This is a genomic window from Bacillus mexicanus (genome assembly GCF_050445615.1).
GTDB classification, from domain to species: Bacteria; Bacillota; Bacilli; order Bacillales; family Bacillaceae; genus Bacillus; species Bacillus mexicanus.
The window spans coordinates 1225480-1241043 of record NZ_JBCEYV010000001.1; the positions used below are offsets into that span (position 1 = coordinate 1225480).

The following is a 15564-nucleotide window of genomic DNA, read 5'->3' on the forward strand; positions in this document are numbered from 1 at the left end:
GGAGTGCATCTTTTTTATTTTATTGCAATGCCATATGCTGAAATGTCTTTACATTAAATAATCCTGTTGTCGTCATTTTAATGTCAGGAATAACAGGCAAAGCTAAAAATGACAGCGTCAAAAATGGATTAAACCCGCCTGCGAAACCAACTAACGACAATTTATCATGCAGCGTTAGTAGGCTTTGATTCACCTGCTCTGCAGATTGGTCGGACAATAACCCCGCAATTGGCAGCGGTACGGAGTGAAGCTCTTCTCCATTTTTTATGATCGTTAACCCGCCGCCAATATCCCGCAGCTTATTAACTGCAACCGCGAGATCCGCATCATTTGTTCCGACGGCAATAATATTATGGGAATCGTGCGAAATGGTTGTCGCAATCGCTCCGCTCTTGAATCCAAACCCATTCACTACGCCAAGCCCGATTTCTTTTAAACCTTGATGCCGCTCTACGACTACAATTTTCAACAAATCAAGAGAAGCGTCAGATTCAAAAGCGCAAGCATCCGGAGCCTCTATATGTATCAAACGTGTTTCAAGATGGTTTGGAATGATTTGAATCACATTTATATGCCGTTTTGAATCAATCGGCATATAAAAATTCTGTTTGTTAAGAGGAGCAGTAAGCTTAACAGAATTAAGCAGTGATGGTTCCGGTACAACTGTTGAAACGCTATCTTGGTCAATTGCTTTGCTGCCTTCAGCAACAGTCTCTCCTTTTATCATCGTCATTGTGACAGTGACGTCTTCCAGATCAGATACAAAAAGCAAATCAGCGTCAAAACCGGGTGCAATCGCTCCTTTTGTATCTAGCCCATAGCATTCGGCTGCGTTAAGGCTTCCTAATTGATAGGCTAAAAAAGGGTCAAGTCCGGCGGACATCGCCATTTTCACCTGATGGTTTACACTTCCCTCTGCCAGCAAATCATCCACATGCTTATCGTCCGTACAGAAAAAGAAACGGCGTGCGTTTTTTTCATTCACTGCAGGCAGCACATTGAGAGTATTTTTGGCGACCGACCCTTCACGCATCATGACATACATTCCTCTTCTGATACGATCAAGGGCTTCTTCCTTCGTCGTTACTTCATGATCGTTTAAGACAGATGCAGTTCGATAAATGTTAATGAGGTCTGTTGATAAACCCGCTAAATGACCGTCAATCCGCTTACCTGCCACACGGGCATCGAGAAGTTTTTGAATCATATCTTCTTCTGCCTGCTGAACCGATACATAATCCATGACTTCAGCCAGCCCTAATACTTCTTCCTCCTCGTAAAAGGGCTTTAAATCGGCAGCTTTGAGCACTGCGCCTGATCGCTCAAAGCTTGCGGCAGGCACACTTGAGGGGAGCATAAAATGGATATTCAGCGATGTTTTCCGAGCCTGTTCAATCATAAATGCAATCCCTTTTTCGCCAGACACATTTGCGATTTCATGCGGATCAGTAATAACGGTTGTCACGCCATGCGGAAGTACCGCTTTAGCGAACTCAATCGGCGTAACCATTGATGACTCAATATGTACATGTCCATCAATAAAACCCGGGACGATCATTTGCCCCTCTGCATCAATGATATTTTCGCCTTCATATTCGCCGAGGCCTACAATGACTCCATCTGTAATCGCAATATCATCATAGATCCACTCTTGATTAAACATGTCCATAATTTTTCCATTCTTGATGACGATATCAGCTTTTTGTCTTCGGGCTGAAGCATTCAACCTATTGACAAGCGCTTCTTTATTCAAATAGGCCCCTCCTCTTTTTATCATATGGTTCAATATGGTATCGGAACACCTAAACTTAGTCAATAAAATTTTATGAACTTGCACTTATTTCATTAAAGTTTTTATTTTCTGATAATAGTAAAAAAACCACCCTTTGGGCGGCTTATTTCGCTTACTATTTCGTATGCAGAACTCTTTTTTCAAAACGAGAAATGTCTGTAATTGAGCCAATGACGATGAGAATATCTTCTTGATGTATAACTTCTGTCGCAAGCGGCGACACGATGACTTCCTTGCCTCTTTTAATGGCTACAATGTTAATCCCGTATTTCGCACGGATATCTAAATCAAGAAGCGTATTTCCTGCCAAGCGGCTGTTGGCTACGATTTCAACAAGACTATGCTCTTCAGACAGCTCCAAATAATCAAGTACGTTGTTAGACACGATGTTATGTGCGATTCGTTTCGCCATATCGCGTTCTGGGTGGACGATGTGATCCGCACCGATTTTAGACAGCACTTTTTCATGATAATCGTTCTGTGCCTTAACTGTAATGGTATGAACGCCAAGTTCTTTCAGAATGAGAGTCGTCAAAATACTCGCTTGAATATTTTCACCGATTGCGACAATTACGTGGTCAAAGTTCCGCAAACCTAAATTTTTGAGTACAGATTCGTCAGTAGAATCTCCGATAACAGCATGAGATGCGATCTTGGCATATTCGTTGACTTTATCTTCATCTATATCCATTGCCATTACCTCGACGCCTTCTTCGCTTAATGCTTTGCAAATACTGCCGCCAAAACGGCCTAGGCCAATTACCGCAAATTCTTTTTTCATAGTGGTGCTCCTTTATCTAACATGATATTGCTCACATTTTATCATATAACATTGCTCAATCGTTATCCTTTTGGGAGTGAATTCATATGCCGCTTGAGCTTTTCAGCAAACCCCTTTGACAAATACATCTCTGCTCCGCGTTCAATTTCGATCTGATAGTGCTGAGGCGGTGCAATTTCCGCTGATTTTTGGAGGACGAGAAAGGTTAGACAGTCTGGGTATCGCCTGCCTCCTGCCTCAACATCTACAAATGCCGGGCGATATGTAAGAGATTCAACTCCCTCTCTTTTATATAGATAGGAGAGGGCAGAAAAAGGGATACGATATAAAACACCTTCTGTTGTTCCCCCGTCTTCAATCATATCCGCTCGTGAACCATCTTCCCTTTTTAGCGTGAAGCGGGTTGTATATCCGTTTAACACAGCTCTTCCAACCGGATCTTGAAAATAGTGGTCAACTCCCGCCTTTAGAAAACGGGCATTGTCCATGCAGGACCCATAGGCAAGATAATAAATAGGATGTTGCGATTTGCTGATTATCTGATGTTCTTTCCAGTCGCCGCTGCTTATTTTCGGACAATCGCCGCACTCCTCTATGTTCATAAAATAAACAAGCGCTTTTTTGATCCCGGTGTCCGTTTCTATAAGCACGGTTTGTTTATCATAGCCTTGATAAAATTGATCGAGTTTATGTATGCACAATTCATCTGCTTCATATACTTCGCCGTATATATAGCCCTCATCTTCTTCTAAAACGGCTGCGGGCTCCCCTTTTACAGCAAATAGACTTCCCTTTGTTCTGGCCTGCTCATTGATACATTCCGATTGTACAAGCAGATGGTGGCTTATATCATGTTTTCTTAATGTCCCATATACAAACAGAAGCGAGTTCATCTTTATGTTCCTCCTCTCAGCTGTCTGATGTCAAAGGCAAAACAACGTGAAAGACACTGCCTTTCCCATCTTCACTTTCAATTTTTAATTCTCCGTCGTGTTCCTTCAAAATTCTCAAGCAAATGGCAAGCCCGAGTCCGGTGCCTTTTTCTTTTGTTGAATAAAAAGGTTTTCCAATCTGCTTAAGCTTTTCCTGCGGCATGCCGTTTCCTTCATCTTTGACGCTTATTACTGCATGAGAGGCTGTCTTAGCAGTCGAAATGGTTACAACACCGCCTTTTGGCATTGCCTCAATCCCATTTTTAATGATATTGATAAAGACTTGCTTAAGCTGATTTTCGTCTCCGTTAATGATACAGCCATCTGTCTTCTTGAAATGTTTTTCTATGACGATATTAGACAGAATTGCATTGGTGTCAAGCAATGTCGTGACTTGTTTCAGTATCTCATTGAGCTCATGCATTTTAAATGTGACAGCCTGAGGTTTTGCCAGAAGCAACAGCTCACTGAGCACTAAATCAATTCTTTTAATCTCTGAAAAAATGATGTCAAAATAGCCTTTTCTGTCCGGATATTGAGTTTTCATAATCTGAAGGAAGCCGCTGACAGATGTTAACGGGTTCCTGACCTCATGTGCAATACCTGCGGCAAGCTCACTGGTGATAGACAGTTTTTGGGATTCTCTCGCCAGCCGCTCATTAATCTCAATAAGCTCATTTTCAGCCTCTTTCCGCTCTGTAATATCTGACATTGTACCTAGACTTCCTGTAAATTGTCCATCACGGTCGTAATAAAGTTTATAATGAACTTCTCCCCAAAAAATCGCGCCGCTCTTTGTTACGTATTTTGCCGTAAACATGCCAGAAGACGCTTTATTCTGAATTTGGGTGTTAATATGGTCGGCCACGTGCTTATCTTTTATGAAATAATCATTATAAAGCGTTCCCATACATTCACTGATTGAAAAGCCGGTTATTGATGCCCACGCTTGGTTTAAATATGTAATTTCGCCTTTTGCATTTATTTGAAATACGATTTCCTGCAAATTATCCATGATGCGGTTTTTTTCTTCTGACAGCTGTTTATACTTCCATTCATTATCCTTCATTTTCTTAACTAGCTGCTTTTTCTCATCAATATAATAAGCCAGCATCCAGACGCTTCCTACCGTGACTGCAGTATACACAATATCAACAGGCCAATTAATTGGGTTTTTGCCTATAAAATAAAATAAATAATCCCAGAACATAATAAAAATCATTGCCAAGATGATGGAAATGACACGTGCTTGATATTTTCTCATATGACCACCTGCCGCTTGTGTTTCTCTATTTATTGTACCATTCTTCGACAAAAAATTGAGTAAAATATGTAAACTTACCCAAATCATTCATTACCTACTGTTCATGATATCGTATCTTCTTAGACGAAAAAGTCAGAAATCAAGATGCAAAAAGACGGAGATTGGACCACTCCGCCTTTTTAAAACATAATATATTATTCTTTTAAAGCGGCTTGAATTTCTTCGAGAAGCAGCTGTGCACCCTCTGGGCTTAACGTAATTTTACCGTTGCCATATTCTTTATTATCTGACGTGATTTCTCCAGTCATTAAACAGACGCCGTGAGGTTTGTATTTTTTCAAAATAATTTTATCTCCGTCAACAAAAAACTCAATGCTGTCTTTTATCGCAATGTCCAGCGCCCGTCTTAATTCTATTGGCATGACAATACGTCCTAATTCATCTACTTTTCTTACAACACCTATCGATTTCATAAAAACCCTTCTTCCTTTAAATGTTTCTTTTCTAATGTAATGTTTAAGAATGCACCCCAATATATCGTAGACGTACAAAACTTAGAAAAAGTTTCCCGTTTTCTATAAGAATCACAAGATATTTTTTCCATAAAACCGATAAATGTATTACTTCTGTTACACAGTCCCATGGTTTTTTACAAAAACATTTCTTTACCGACACACACCCCCAAAAATCGCTTCATTTCTTAGAAACTTTAATTGTAGGATGATATAAAATTAGGATAGAGATTGGGTGAAAACATGTTTCAATCAACTGAAATCGGTATTGACTTAGGAACAGCTAATATACTAGTTTACAGCAAAAATAAAGGGATTATCTTAAATGAACCATCTGTAGTTGCAGTGGATACAACGACAAAAGCAGTCCTCGCAATCGGGACTGACGCGAAAAACATGATCGGGAAAACACCGGGGAAAATTGTTGCTGTCAGACCAATGAAAGATGGCGTTATCGCAGACTATGATATGACAACAGATCTGCTGAAGCACATTATGAAAAAAGCCGCAAAAAGTATCGGCATGTCGTTCAGAAAACCGAACGTGGTCGTTTGCACACCTTCTGGATCAACAGCAGTAGAGCGCCGCGCCATCAGTGATGCGGTGAAAAATTGCGGAGCAAAAAACGTCCATTTAATTGAAGAGCCAGTAGCAGCTGCCATCGGAGCAGATTTGCCGGTCGATGAGCCTGTTGCCAACGTAGTAGTAGATATCGGCGGAGGGACGACAGAGGTCGCCATCATCTCCTTCGGCGGCGTTGTTTCCTGCCACTCTATCAGAATCGGCGGAGATCAGCTTGATGAAGATATCGTATCTTTTATCCGTAAAAAATACAATTTGCTTATCGGCGAACGCACAGCTGAGCAGGTGAAAATGGAAATCGGCCATGCCCTAATTGAGCATGTGCCAGACGCAATGGAAATTCGGGGACGGGATCTCGTAACAGGCCTCCCAAAAACCATTATGCTTCAATCTAACGAAATTCAAGATGCTATGCGTGAATCTCTCCTGCATATTCTTGAAGCGATCAGAGCTACACTTGAAGACTGTCCTCCTGAACTGAGCGGAGATATTGTTGACCGCGGCGTCATTTTAACAGGCGGCGGGGCCCTGCTTAACGGAATAAAAGAATGGCTTACAGAAGAAATTGTTGTGCCTGTACACGTAGCGCAAAATCCGCTTGAATCTGTAGCGATCGGCACAGGCCGTTCTTTAGAAGTGATTGATAAGCTTCAAAAGGCAATTAAATAGGCTTTACCTGCAAAAATCACACAATCAGCAAATTTCTTGCTTCTTTTTTCCTCACTCCCCTCATATTGTGGGAAATGGAGAAACATTAAGGAGGAAACAGATGCTGAGAGATTTAGGGAGAAGAGTAGCAATCGCAGCCATTTTAAGCGGAATCATTCTTGGAGGCATGAGCATTTCTTTAGCAAATATGCCCCATTCGCCTGCAGGCAGCACTGTAAAACTGAATCATCCGTAGTATCGAAAAACCCAAGACATACTGTTTTGGGTTTTTACATTAACCTCCTTTCTTTCCTTTATAGGATCATATTTGATATGATGAGAAAAAAGCTTGAGGAGGTATGGTTTATGGATTCATTTTCACAGAAATTAAATACATATGCACAGCTGGCGGTAGAGGTCGGCGTTAACGTCCAAAAAGGCCAGTATGTAGTCATAAATGCTTCAACAAACGTACAGGATTTTGTCCGCTTAATTGTAAAGCATGCATATGAAAAAGGCGCTAAAAATGTCACGGTGAATTGGCAGGATGACGAAGTCACCAAATTAAAATATGAACTCGCGCCATTTGAAACATTTGAAGAATACCCTGAATGGGAAGCAAAGGGCAAAGAAGAACTCGCTAAAAAAGGTGCTGCTTTCATCTCTGTTATGTCATCAAATCCTGACTTACTTAAAGGCGCAGATTCCAAACGTATTGCGGCATTCCAAAAAGCAGCAGGCAAAGCGCTACATACATACAGACAATATATTCAATCTGACAAAGTCAGCTGGACTGTCGTAGGCGCGGCATCGTCAGGCTGGGCTCAAAAAGTGTTTCCTGATAAACCAGAGGAGGAAGCGATTCAGCTGCTGTGGGAAGAAATTTTTAAAGCAACACGGGTAAACGAAGATAACCCTGTTCAAGCTTGGATCAAACATGATCAAAATCTTCATGAAAAAGTTGACCATTTGAATGAGAGACATTACGCTGCTTTACATTACCAAGCAAAAGGAACTGATTTAACCATTAAGCTGCCGAAAAAGCATGTTTGGGCAGGCGCGGGCAGTGTAAATGAGAGCGGCCATGAGTTTATGGCTAATATGCCGACAGAAGAAGTATTTACACTACCCCAAAAAGACGGGGTCGACGGAGTCGTGTCGAGTACAAAACCGTTAAGCTACGGGGGGAATATCATTGAAAACTTCACCCTCACTTTTAAAAATGGCCGCATAGTCGACGTTAAAGCCGAAAAAGGCGAGGACATTCTAAAAGAACTTGTGGAAACAGATGAGGGTTCTCACTATTTAGGTGAAGTAGCACTCGTACCTTACAATTCGCCCATTTCACAATCAAATATTCTTTTCTACAACACATTGTTTGATGAAAACGCGTCAAATCATTTGGCGATCGGCAGTGCCTATGCCTTTAACATTGAAGGCGGAAAACAGATGTCCCGTGAAGAACTTGTTAAGGAAGGCTTAAATGAAAGCATTACACATGTGGACTTTATGGTTGGTTCTAAAGATATGAATATTGACGGAATTACAGCAGACGGGAAAAGAGAGCCTATCTTCAGAAACGGGAATTGGGCTTTTTAATCAACAAAAGGAGGCTTTTCGCCTCCTTTTTATTTTTCTGCTTCATACATTTGCAGATTGGCATAAACCGTTTCTAATATCGGGGCTGCGAGTGATAAATGCTTTGCTTTTGTCAGCAAATAGCCGTGCAGGTGGTGGCCTTCAGTTGTTTGTCCGTTTTCCATATCCCGAAGCATGGAGGATTTCATATGATAAGCCATGCTCATCATCGTGCGAAAGCTCTCTTCTTCAAGATCTGGGTCAGCCGGAACGTCTTCTTTTCGCAAAATAGCGCCAATCTCTCCAATAAGAGTTTGGGCCGTATGACGTCCACCTTCCGTTTCGAGGATCGGGCCTAGCGGTCTTTGGAATAATGTTGTAATCCCCGCTTGTGCTGCAATAAAGAGATACTTTTTCCAAATATCCTTCTCGATCTGCCCGCTGATAATGACTTCTGCCTTCACCCCTGAAAACGCCTCTTCAAGCGATATTATTCGTTCCGTACGCCCACCGTTCCATTCGCCGAATACAAAACGATGCGATACGCTCGTATGATGAATTTCTCCCCTGCTGTCTAAGGCACTTTCGATAAAACACAAACCGCCTAACACCTGTTCTTTTGAAAACGCTTCAAACAGCTGCTCATAATGCTGGTATCCGTTTAAGAAAGGGATTATGATAGATTCGCGGTCAATAAACGGTTTGACGTCGTCTATCACCTGACCAAGTGAATATGCTTTAGAAGCGATGATCACGACGTCAAAATACCCTGATTCTCCGGCACTGATTAATGAGGGCTGAAATGATACTTTCCCTTTCTCACTATGGATGACAAGACCGGTTTCTTTTAATTGCTCCGCTCTTTTTTGGCGTACGAGAAATGTCACATCATTACCCTTTTCTGCAAGCCGGCCGCCAATATATCCGCCTACTCCTCCTGCTCCGACAACTAAAAATTTCATTGTATAGTCCCCTCTCAGTTCTATGTATCAAAAAAAAGCAGAGATATCTCTGCTTTTTATTACGCGTATAATTCAGCCAGCTTTTTCTGCACATCAGCATTTTCAAGGAACTCATCATAGCTCATTTGCTTATCAACAATGCCCTTAGGTGTAATTTCGATAATTCTGTTGGCAATCGTCTGTACAAACTGATGGTCATGTGATGTGAACAGCATAGCGCCTTTGAAACTGATTAAGCCGTTATTGAGCGCTGTAATGGATTCTAAGTCTAAGTGGTTGGTCGGCTCATCCAAAATTAAAATATTGGCGCCAGAAAGCATCGCTTTCGACAGCATACAGCGAACCTTTTCTCCACCAGATAGTACATTTGCTTTTTTGTGGACTTCTTCGCCAGAGAATAGCATGCGTCCTAAGAAACCGCGTAAAAAGCTCTCACTTTGGTCATGAGGAGAATATTGGCGAAGCCAGTCTACAAGATTCAGATCACTGCCTTCGAAATATTCACTGTTGTCTTTTGGGAAAAATGCTTGTGATGTCGTAACACCCCATTTAAACGTTCCGCTGTCAGCTTCCATTTCCCCGGAAATGATTTTAAACAGCGTAGTAACAGCCAATTCATTGCGGCCAGTAAAAGCAATTTTATCTTCTCTATTCATAATGAAGCTGACATTATCGAGTACTTTTACACCATCGATTGTTTTCGTTAAGCCTTCCACCTGAAGAACGTCATTACCAATTTCCCGTTCCGGCGTAAAGTTAACGTAAGGATAGCGCCGGGAAGACGGTTTAATATCATCCAGCGAAATTTTTTCGAGTAATTTCTTTCTCGATGTTGCCTGTTTAGATTTAGATGCATTAGCGCTGAATCTAGCAACGAACTCTTGAAGCTGTTTAATTTGCTCCTCTTTTTTCTTGTTCGCTTCTTGAGAAAGCTTTAACGCCAGTTGGCTTGATTCGTACCAGAAGTCATAGTTTCCGACATAGATTTGGATTTTATTAAAATCAAGATCAGCAATGTGCGTACACACTTTATTTAGAAAGTGACGGTCATGAGATACGACAATAACAGTGTTTTCAAAGTTAATCAGAAACTCTTCCAGCCATTGAATCGCTTGAAGATCCAAATGGTTCGTCGGCTCATCGAGCAAAAGAACATCCGGCTTGCCGAATAACGCCTGGGCCAAAAGCACCTTTACTTTCTCCGAACCGCCAAGGTCCTCCATCTTCTTCGTATGAAGATCTTCTGAGATTCCAAGGCCTTTTAAAAGGATTGCGGCTTCACTTTCCGCTTCCCATCCGTTCAGCTCCGCAAATTCACCTTCGAGCTCAGCAGCACGTATACCATCCTCATCTGAGAAATCAGGCTTCATGTAAATGGCGTCTTTCTCCTGCATCACTTCATACAAGCGTTTATGGCCCATAATAACCACTTTCAGCACTTCATACTCTTCGTACTCAAAATGGTTCTGCTTCAAGATCGCAAGACGCTCCCCTGGACTCATATGAACATCGCCTGTCTGAGGCTCAATTTCACCAGAGAGCACTTTCAGAAACGTTGATTTACCAGCACCATTTGCACCAATTAACCCATAGCAGTTGCCCGGGGTAAATTTAATATTAACCTCTTCAAATAACTTGCGATCTGCGAACCGCAAACTTACATTATTAACAGCAATCATTTATTATCCTCCATCATGTCTATCATCAATAAAAGTATAACATGAATACAGGGCAAGAGAAATAATTCCTGATCAAACAGAGAGAAAACACTTACACCCATACCTGCCAGCTATGTTACAATAAAGCAGAGAAAATACATCCAACTGGAAAATGACAAACTCTCTTGGAGGAACACATTGAGGCTTCTAACACTTACTGAATACTGCTTATTGATCTTTTTTACGGGCTTTTATCTTGCCGTGACAGGCTTTACCGCCAAAGATATCGGCTTGTATATCGGCATTGCCCTGATTTACATATTCTCACACGTTTTTTCAAAACGACTTTTAAAAAAGCGCGGAAAAGAGAACAAACAGATTCACCTTTTCTTCAGTGTGCTGGCCATTATCGGTTCAGTGTTCATTACTGTATTATGTATTGCATTGGTCGCTTCTTTTTCAAAATAAAAACGCCTGCTGTCCAAAGGCCAGCAAGGCGTTTTTATTTTGTTTGACGCATTTCGTTAAATGGGAAAAAGACAAACTTTGAGGTGCCGACAATCCGATCTTCCGCAATCAGTCCCAAGCCATTTCGGCTGTCCATTGAATTCAGGCGATTATCACCCATGACAAAATATTTGCCCTTCGGAACCTTAACCGGTCCAAAATCACCTGTCAGACTGACACCAAGTTTTTCTGCATCCTTTTTGTTTTGAGACAAGTAAGGCTCGGCTGATTTTTTTCCGTTTATATAAAGCGTGTCATCCTTCATTTGAACAGTTTCACCAGGCTTTCCGATCAATCTTTTAACGTAATGGATTTTCGAGGTTTCACCGTTGATAATGACGATATCTCCGCGCTTTAGTTCGCCGATATAGTTGACAGTTTTATTCACAAACAGCCTTTCTCCGTTATGTAATGTAGGAGACATAGATGAACCTTCAACTAAATAAGGTTCAAACAAAAAGTGACGGATTAAGAGAGCCAGCAAAACCGCGATGACAATCGCCTTTCCCCATTCCAAGTACGTATTCGTTTTTTTCTGCGCCGTTTTTTCAGTTTTCAAGTTTTTTTCCTCGGTCAACGCGTTTCCTCCTAGACGATTGCTATGTCAGTTGTTTTTCTTCTTTTACTTTATCATAAAAGATAATAAAATACATAACTTAACCGCGCTCCAGCGAGCATACAAAGAAAAAGCGTCCTTTTGAATCAAGGACGCTTTTTTCTTATTTCTCTGTTACTGGTTTTTTAATGATGCCGAGAATAACCGCCATTACAACAGCACCGATCAAAATACTTAATAGATAAAGCAACGGATGGTTTGTGATGAAGGCTACGAACACTCCTCCGTGAGGGGCCGGAAGCGTTACACGGAAGAATTCAGTTAATCCGCCGGTAACAGCTGCACCAACGACAGCAGCTGGAATGACGCGAAGCGGGTCAGCTGCAGCAAACGGGATCGCTCCCTCTGTTACGAAAGCAGCACCCATGAAGTAGCATGTAATACCTGCTTCACGGTCACGCTTAGAAAACTTGCTTCGGAATATTGTTGTTGCAAGTGCGATACCAAGCGGAGGCACCATACCGCCGGCCATGATCGCTGCATGAGGCGCATAGTTGCCTGCATCGATCATCGCAATACCGAACGTAAAGGCAGCTTTGTTAAGCGGGCCTCCCATATCAATTGCCATCATACCGCCCAAGATAATACCCATTAATACAAGGTTTCCAGTACCAAGGCTTTCAAGCCAGTTCGTTAAGAAATCCATAAATGCCGCTACAGGTGTATTCACGATAAAACGCATGATAATACCAGTCAAGAAAATACCAAGCAACGGATAAATTAATACAGGTTTCAGTCCGTCAAGTGACTGCGGAATAAAGACAAAAGCTTTTTTCAAAAGAACAACGATATAACCAGCCAGGAATCCGGCAATTAATCCGCCTAAGAATCCAGCATTTGCTTGAGTTGCCATAAATCCGCCGACCATACCAGGCGCAAAACCAGGACGGTCTGCAATGCTCATTGCGATGAATCCGGCAAGAACAGCCACAATTAATCCTAACGCGTTGTCACCGCCGATAAACTTAAGGGCTGCAGCAAACGTGTTATAAGTAGGATCATCCGGATTGGATGAATTAATTCCCCAGAAGAATGAAATCGCAACGAGGATACCGCCGCCGACTACGAACGGAAGCATGTTGCTGACACCGCTCATCAAATGCTTATAAAATGTGCTTCCGATGCCGCTGCCAGACTTGCCTTTCGCTTCATCTTCGTCGCCTGAAGCTGAAGAACCGCCGCCGCTGCCTTGATAAACCGGCGCATCTTGATTCATCGCTTTTTCGATAAGCTCCTGCGGGCGTCTAATCCCTGCTGTAACAGGTACTTGAAGCACACGCTTGCCTTTAAAGCGTTCCATTTCAACCTGCTTGTCCGCTGCGACAATGATTGCAGGTGCTTCTTCAATTTCTTGAGCAGTCAGCTTATGTTTAATACCGCTTGAACCATTTGTTTCGACCTTAATGTCCACACCAAGCTCTTTTGCTTTTTCTTTAAGGGCATCCGCAGCCATAAATGTGTGGGCAATACCTGTCGGACATGCCGTCACCGCTAGGATTTTCCCTTTTCCGGCAGGTGCTGGTGCCGCTTCTTCTTCCTCGTCCTCTTCGTCATCATCTTTATCGTGCTGATTAATAATATCGATGATAGCGTCTTCTGACTCAGCTTCAAGGAGCTGCTTGCGGATTTCTTCACGCATTAACAGCGTTGAGAGTCTTGACAATGCTTCAAGGTGAGTGTTGTTTGCGCCTTCAGTCGCCGCAATCATAAAGATTAAGTGAGCTGGCTGGGCGTCTAACGATTCATAATCGACACCGTCTTTTGAACGTCCGAACGCAATTGCCGGATTGATAACGCTTGCCGTTTTCGCATGGGGGATAGCGATTCCTTCACCGATACCCGTTGAGCTTTGGCTTTCGCGGTTTAAAATGGCTTCTTTATAGGCTTGTCGGTCATTTAACTTTCCAGCCTTATCAAGAACAGTGACCATTTCGTCAATAACGTTTTCTTTTTCTTTGCTCTCAATGTTAAGCTTTATTGTATGCTTCGTTAAAAGCTCAGTTATTTTCACTTTTGTTTCCTCCTCTATAGACGTGTGACTTTAACTTCAGGAAGAAGCTGCTGGACAAGTTCTTCTGTTCCAAGCTCTTCAGAAAACGCGGTAGCACTGCCTGATGTAACTCCTAAGCGGAATGCTTCTTCAAGCGGCAGCTGTTTGGAAATACCGGCAAGAAAACCTGCAACAACGGAATCCCCCGCTCCGACTGAGTTTACCAATTTCCCCTTTGGCACATTAGCAAAACAAACAGCTTCGTTCGCAAACAGAAGCGCTCCGTCTCCGGCCATGGATACGATTACATGTTCAGCGCCTTGTTCTACAAGCTTTTTCCCATATGGAACAGCTTCTTCAACAGACGTAATTGTCGTGCCGAACATTTCTCCAAGCTCATGATGGTTTGGTTTCATCAAAAACGGTTTCATTTCTGTCGCCTTTAAAAGCGCCTCGCCAGAGATATCCAAAACAACTCGTGCGCCCTGCTTTTTGCAGGCTTCTGCTATTTTTTCATAAGTATCGTGAGGCAGGGATGATGGAATGCTTCCCGCAAGAACAACAATATCTCCCTTTTGCAAGGATTGGAACTGTTCTAAAAAGGATTGGAAATCCTCATCAGAAATTGTAGGTCCCTGTCCGTTAATTTCAGTTTCATCACCAGTTTTCAGCTTTACGTTGATACGGGTATCTTCTTTCACTTCAGAAAAAGCTGTTTCAAGTTGTTCTTCCCGCAAAAATGATTTGATATATTCTCCGGTAAACCCGCCGACAAATCCGAGTGCTTTAGACTGTACATGGTGTCTTTTCAACAGTCTCGATACGTTGATGCCTTTTCCTCCAGGATACTTTGTATCGTATGCGGATCGGTTCAGGCCTCCTACAGTAAAATCTTCAACGTGAACAATATAATCGACAGATGGATTAAGTGTTACAGTGTAAATCATGGTTTCACTACCTTTACGACAGTTTTTTCTTGGTAATTATCGAATGTAAGCTCTTCAGCGTCAGTCGTAATGATTGTTGCGTCGCCTATTCCGGCGAATGCCGAAAATGAGATTTCTCCGAATTTCGAAGGGTCTGCTAAGACATAAGCGTGTTTTGCCTGTTTAACAGCTTTTTGTTTTAAAAGGGCTTCATCAGGGTCCGGCGTGGTGAAGCCAGCCTCTATATGGACACCGTTTGCCCCCAGGAAACTCTTGTCGAACCTGTACTGATTCATGGCAATCAGTGAAGCGCCTCCAATAACAGCGCCCGTTCTGTGCTTTACGTATCCTCCAAGCAGATAAAAAGAAATTTCTTTCCTTATTAATACATCAATATGCATCACCCCGTTTGTGACCACAACAACATCTTTGCTTTTATCTAAAAAATCAATCATGTGCAAAGTCGTCGTGCCTGCATCAAGGTAAATGCAATCCCCTTCTTCTACAAGCGAAGCTGCTTTTTCAGCAATCCTCAATTTATCGCGAAGGTTTTTGGAGGATTTTTCAAGCATATCGGGTTCAAGTCTGATATCGGAAAGCTTGGCTGCTCCCCCATGAACACGCTTTAAAAAGCCGCGTTCTTCAAGTGTCGATAAATCTCTCCTGATTGTTGACTCAGAAGCATTTGTCAGATTTATGAGCTCTTGAATTTTCACTACATCGTGCTTTTCTATTTGATCAATAATCAAATGATGCCGTTCAGGAGTTAGCATGCTTCACCTCCTAATGAAAACGTATTCATTTTGAATACAATTT

At 42.1% G+C, this 15564-nt stretch carries 15 protein-coding genes; 4 read left to right on the forward strand and 11 right to left on the reverse strand.

The genetic code is table 11. From position 1 onward, the window contains the following. Positions 1 to 19: 19 nt before the first annotated feature. The 5 genes from ade to abhA all read right to left on the reverse strand — a co-directional run bounded on the left by ade (position 20) and on the right by abhA (position 5242). A complete protein-coding gene (gene ade / locus AAGG74_RS06460; RefSeq protein WP_429674842.1) occupies positions 20 to 1753 on the reverse strand; it encodes an adenine deaminase in 1734 nt (577 codons plus the stop codon). Between the two features lie 154 nt (positions 1754 to 1907). After that, complete coding sequence (ktrC, locus tag AAGG74_RS06465; RefSeq protein WP_162101434.1) at positions 1908 to 2573, reverse strand: Ktr system potassium transporter KtrC; 666 nt, start codon at positions 2571 to 2573, stop codon at positions 1908 to 1910. A gap of 62 nt (positions 2574 to 2635) precedes the next feature. Further along, positions 2636 to 3466 carry a gamma-glutamylcyclotransferase family protein gene (locus AAGG74_RS06470; RefSeq protein WP_429674843.1) on the reverse strand — a complete coding sequence of 277 codons (831 nt, stop codon included), beginning with the start codon at positions 3464 to 3466 and terminating at the stop codon, positions 2636 to 2638. Positions 3467 to 3482: 16 nt separating this feature from the next. After that, the gene (gene kinC, locus AAGG74_RS06475) at positions 3483 to 4769 is read right to left on the reverse strand and encodes a two-component sensor histidine kinase KinC (protein WP_429674845.1); all 1287 of its coding nucleotides are present in this window, start codon (positions 4767 to 4769) and stop codon (positions 3483 to 3485) included. A 194-nt stretch (positions 4770 to 4963) separates the two neighbouring features. Next, a complete protein-coding gene (gene abhA, locus AAGG74_RS06480; RefSeq protein WP_003238863.1) occupies positions 4964 to 5242 on the reverse strand; it encodes a transcriptional regulator AbhA in 279 nt (92 codons plus the stop codon). Between the two features lie 282 nt (positions 5243 to 5524). On the opposite strand from abhA, the gene mreBH reads away from it, so the two are divergent. From mreBH to AAGG74_RS06495, 3 genes are all read left to right on the forward strand, one after another. Further along, positions 5525 to 6532, forward strand: a complete 1008-nt coding sequence (mreBH, locus tag AAGG74_RS06485) for a cell shape-determining protein MreBH (RefSeq protein ID WP_162101431.1) — start codon at positions 5525 to 5527, stop codon at positions 6530 to 6532. Positions 6533 to 6632: 100 nt separating this feature from the next. After that, positions 6633 to 6767 (forward strand): protein YkpC, encoded by a 135-nt coding sequence (locus AAGG74_RS06490; protein WP_032682172.1) that lies wholly within the window; start codon positions 6633 to 6635, stop codon positions 6765 to 6767. A 110-nt stretch (positions 6768 to 6877) separates the two neighbouring features. Next, positions 6878 to 8110, forward strand: coding sequence for an aminopeptidase (locus tag AAGG74_RS06495; protein WP_429674846.1), 1233 nt, complete (start codon positions 6878 to 6880; stop codon positions 8108 to 8110). A 29-nt stretch (positions 8111 to 8139) separates the two neighbouring features. Here the strand turns inward: AAGG74_RS06495 and AAGG74_RS06500 are convergent, their stop codons facing one another. Together AAGG74_RS06500 and AAGG74_RS06505 are read right to left on the reverse strand one after the other, a co-directional pair. After that, entirely contained in the window at positions 8140 to 9051 is a 912-nt protein-coding gene (locus AAGG74_RS06500) for a ketopantoate reductase family protein (RefSeq protein WP_429674847.1), read from the reverse strand. 59 nt (positions 9052 to 9110) lie between these two features. Continuing rightward, on the reverse strand, positions 9111 to 10730 hold the full coding sequence (locus AAGG74_RS06505; RefSeq protein ID WP_162101427.1) for an ABC-F family ATP-binding cassette domain-containing protein: 1620 nt from the start codon (positions 10728 to 10730) through the stop codon (positions 9111 to 9113). A gap of 177 nt (positions 10731 to 10907) precedes the next feature. Here AAGG74_RS06505 and AAGG74_RS06510 point away from each other — a divergent pair, with 177 nt between their 5' ends. Beyond that, positions 10908 to 11177 (forward strand): hypothetical protein, encoded by a 270-nt coding sequence (locus AAGG74_RS06510; protein ID WP_162101426.1) that lies wholly within the window; start codon positions 10908 to 10910, stop codon positions 11175 to 11177. A gap of 34 nt (positions 11178 to 11211) precedes the next feature. On the opposite strand, the gene sipT is transcribed toward AAGG74_RS06510, so the two are convergent. The 4 genes from sipT to AAGG74_RS06530 form a co-directional block, all read right to left on the reverse strand. Continuing rightward, positions 11212 to 11793, reverse strand: a complete 582-nt coding sequence (gene sipT, locus AAGG74_RS06515) for a signal peptidase I sipT (RefSeq protein WP_162101425.1) — start codon at positions 11791 to 11793, stop codon at positions 11212 to 11214. 142 nt (positions 11794 to 11935) lie between these two features. Continuing rightward, complete coding sequence (locus AAGG74_RS06520) at positions 11936 to 13843, reverse strand: PTS fructose transporter subunit IIABC (protein ID WP_429674848.1); 1908 nt, start codon at positions 13841 to 13843, stop codon at positions 11936 to 11938. Positions 13844 to 13857: 14 nt separating this feature from the next. Further along, the gene (gene pfkB / locus AAGG74_RS06525) at positions 13858 to 14769 is read right to left on the reverse strand and encodes a 1-phosphofructokinase (protein WP_429674849.1); all 912 of its coding nucleotides are present in this window, start codon (positions 14767 to 14769) and stop codon (positions 13858 to 13860) included. Then, a complete protein-coding gene (locus tag AAGG74_RS06530) occupies positions 14766 to 15521 on the reverse strand; it encodes a DeoR/GlpR family DNA-binding transcription regulator (protein WP_429674850.1) in 756 nt (251 codons plus the stop codon). Before AAGG74_RS06530 ends, pfkB begins: the two co-directional genes overlap by 4 nt. Positions 15522 to 15564 lie beyond the last annotated feature (43 nt).

Coding starts and splice junctions, on each gene's coding strand:
- mreBH (WP_162101431.1), top strand. CDS start 5,525: ATGTTTCAATCAACTGAAATCGGTATTGACTTAGGAACAGCTAATATA.
- kinC (WP_429674845.1), bottom strand. CDS start 4,769: ATGAGAAAATATCAAGCACGTGTCATTTCCATCATCTTGGCAATGATT.
- AAGG74_RS06490 (WP_032682172.1), top strand. CDS start 6,633: ATGCTGAGAGATTTAGGGAGAAGAGTAGCAATCGCAGCCATTTTAAGC.
- AAGG74_RS06495 (WP_429674846.1), top strand. CDS start 6,878: ATGGATTCATTTTCACAGAAATTAAATACATATGCACAGCTGGCGGTA.
- ktrC (WP_162101434.1), bottom strand. CDS start 2,573: ATGAAAAAAGAATTTGCGGTAATTGGCCTAGGCCGTTTTGGCGGCAGT.
- pfkB (WP_429674849.1), bottom strand. CDS start 14,769: ATGATTTACACTGTAACACTTAATCCATCTGTCGATTATATTGTTCAC.
- AAGG74_RS06470 (WP_429674843.1), bottom strand. CDS start 3,466: ATGAACTCGCTTCTGTTTGTATATGGGACATTAAGAAAACATGATATA.
- AAGG74_RS06505 (WP_162101427.1), bottom strand. CDS start 10,730: ATGATTGCTGTTAATAATGTAAGTTTGCGGTTCGCAGATCGCAAGTTA.
- AAGG74_RS06500 (WP_429674847.1), bottom strand. CDS start 9,051: ATGAAATTTTTAGTTGTCGGAGCAGGAGGAGTAGGCGGATATATTGGC.
- abhA (WP_003238863.1), bottom strand. CDS start 5,242: ATGAAATCGATAGGTGTTGTAAGAAAAGTAGATGAATTAGGACGTATT.
- AAGG74_RS06530 (WP_429674850.1), bottom strand. CDS start 15,521: ATGCTAACTCCTGAACGGCATCATTTGATTATTGATCAAATAGAAAAG.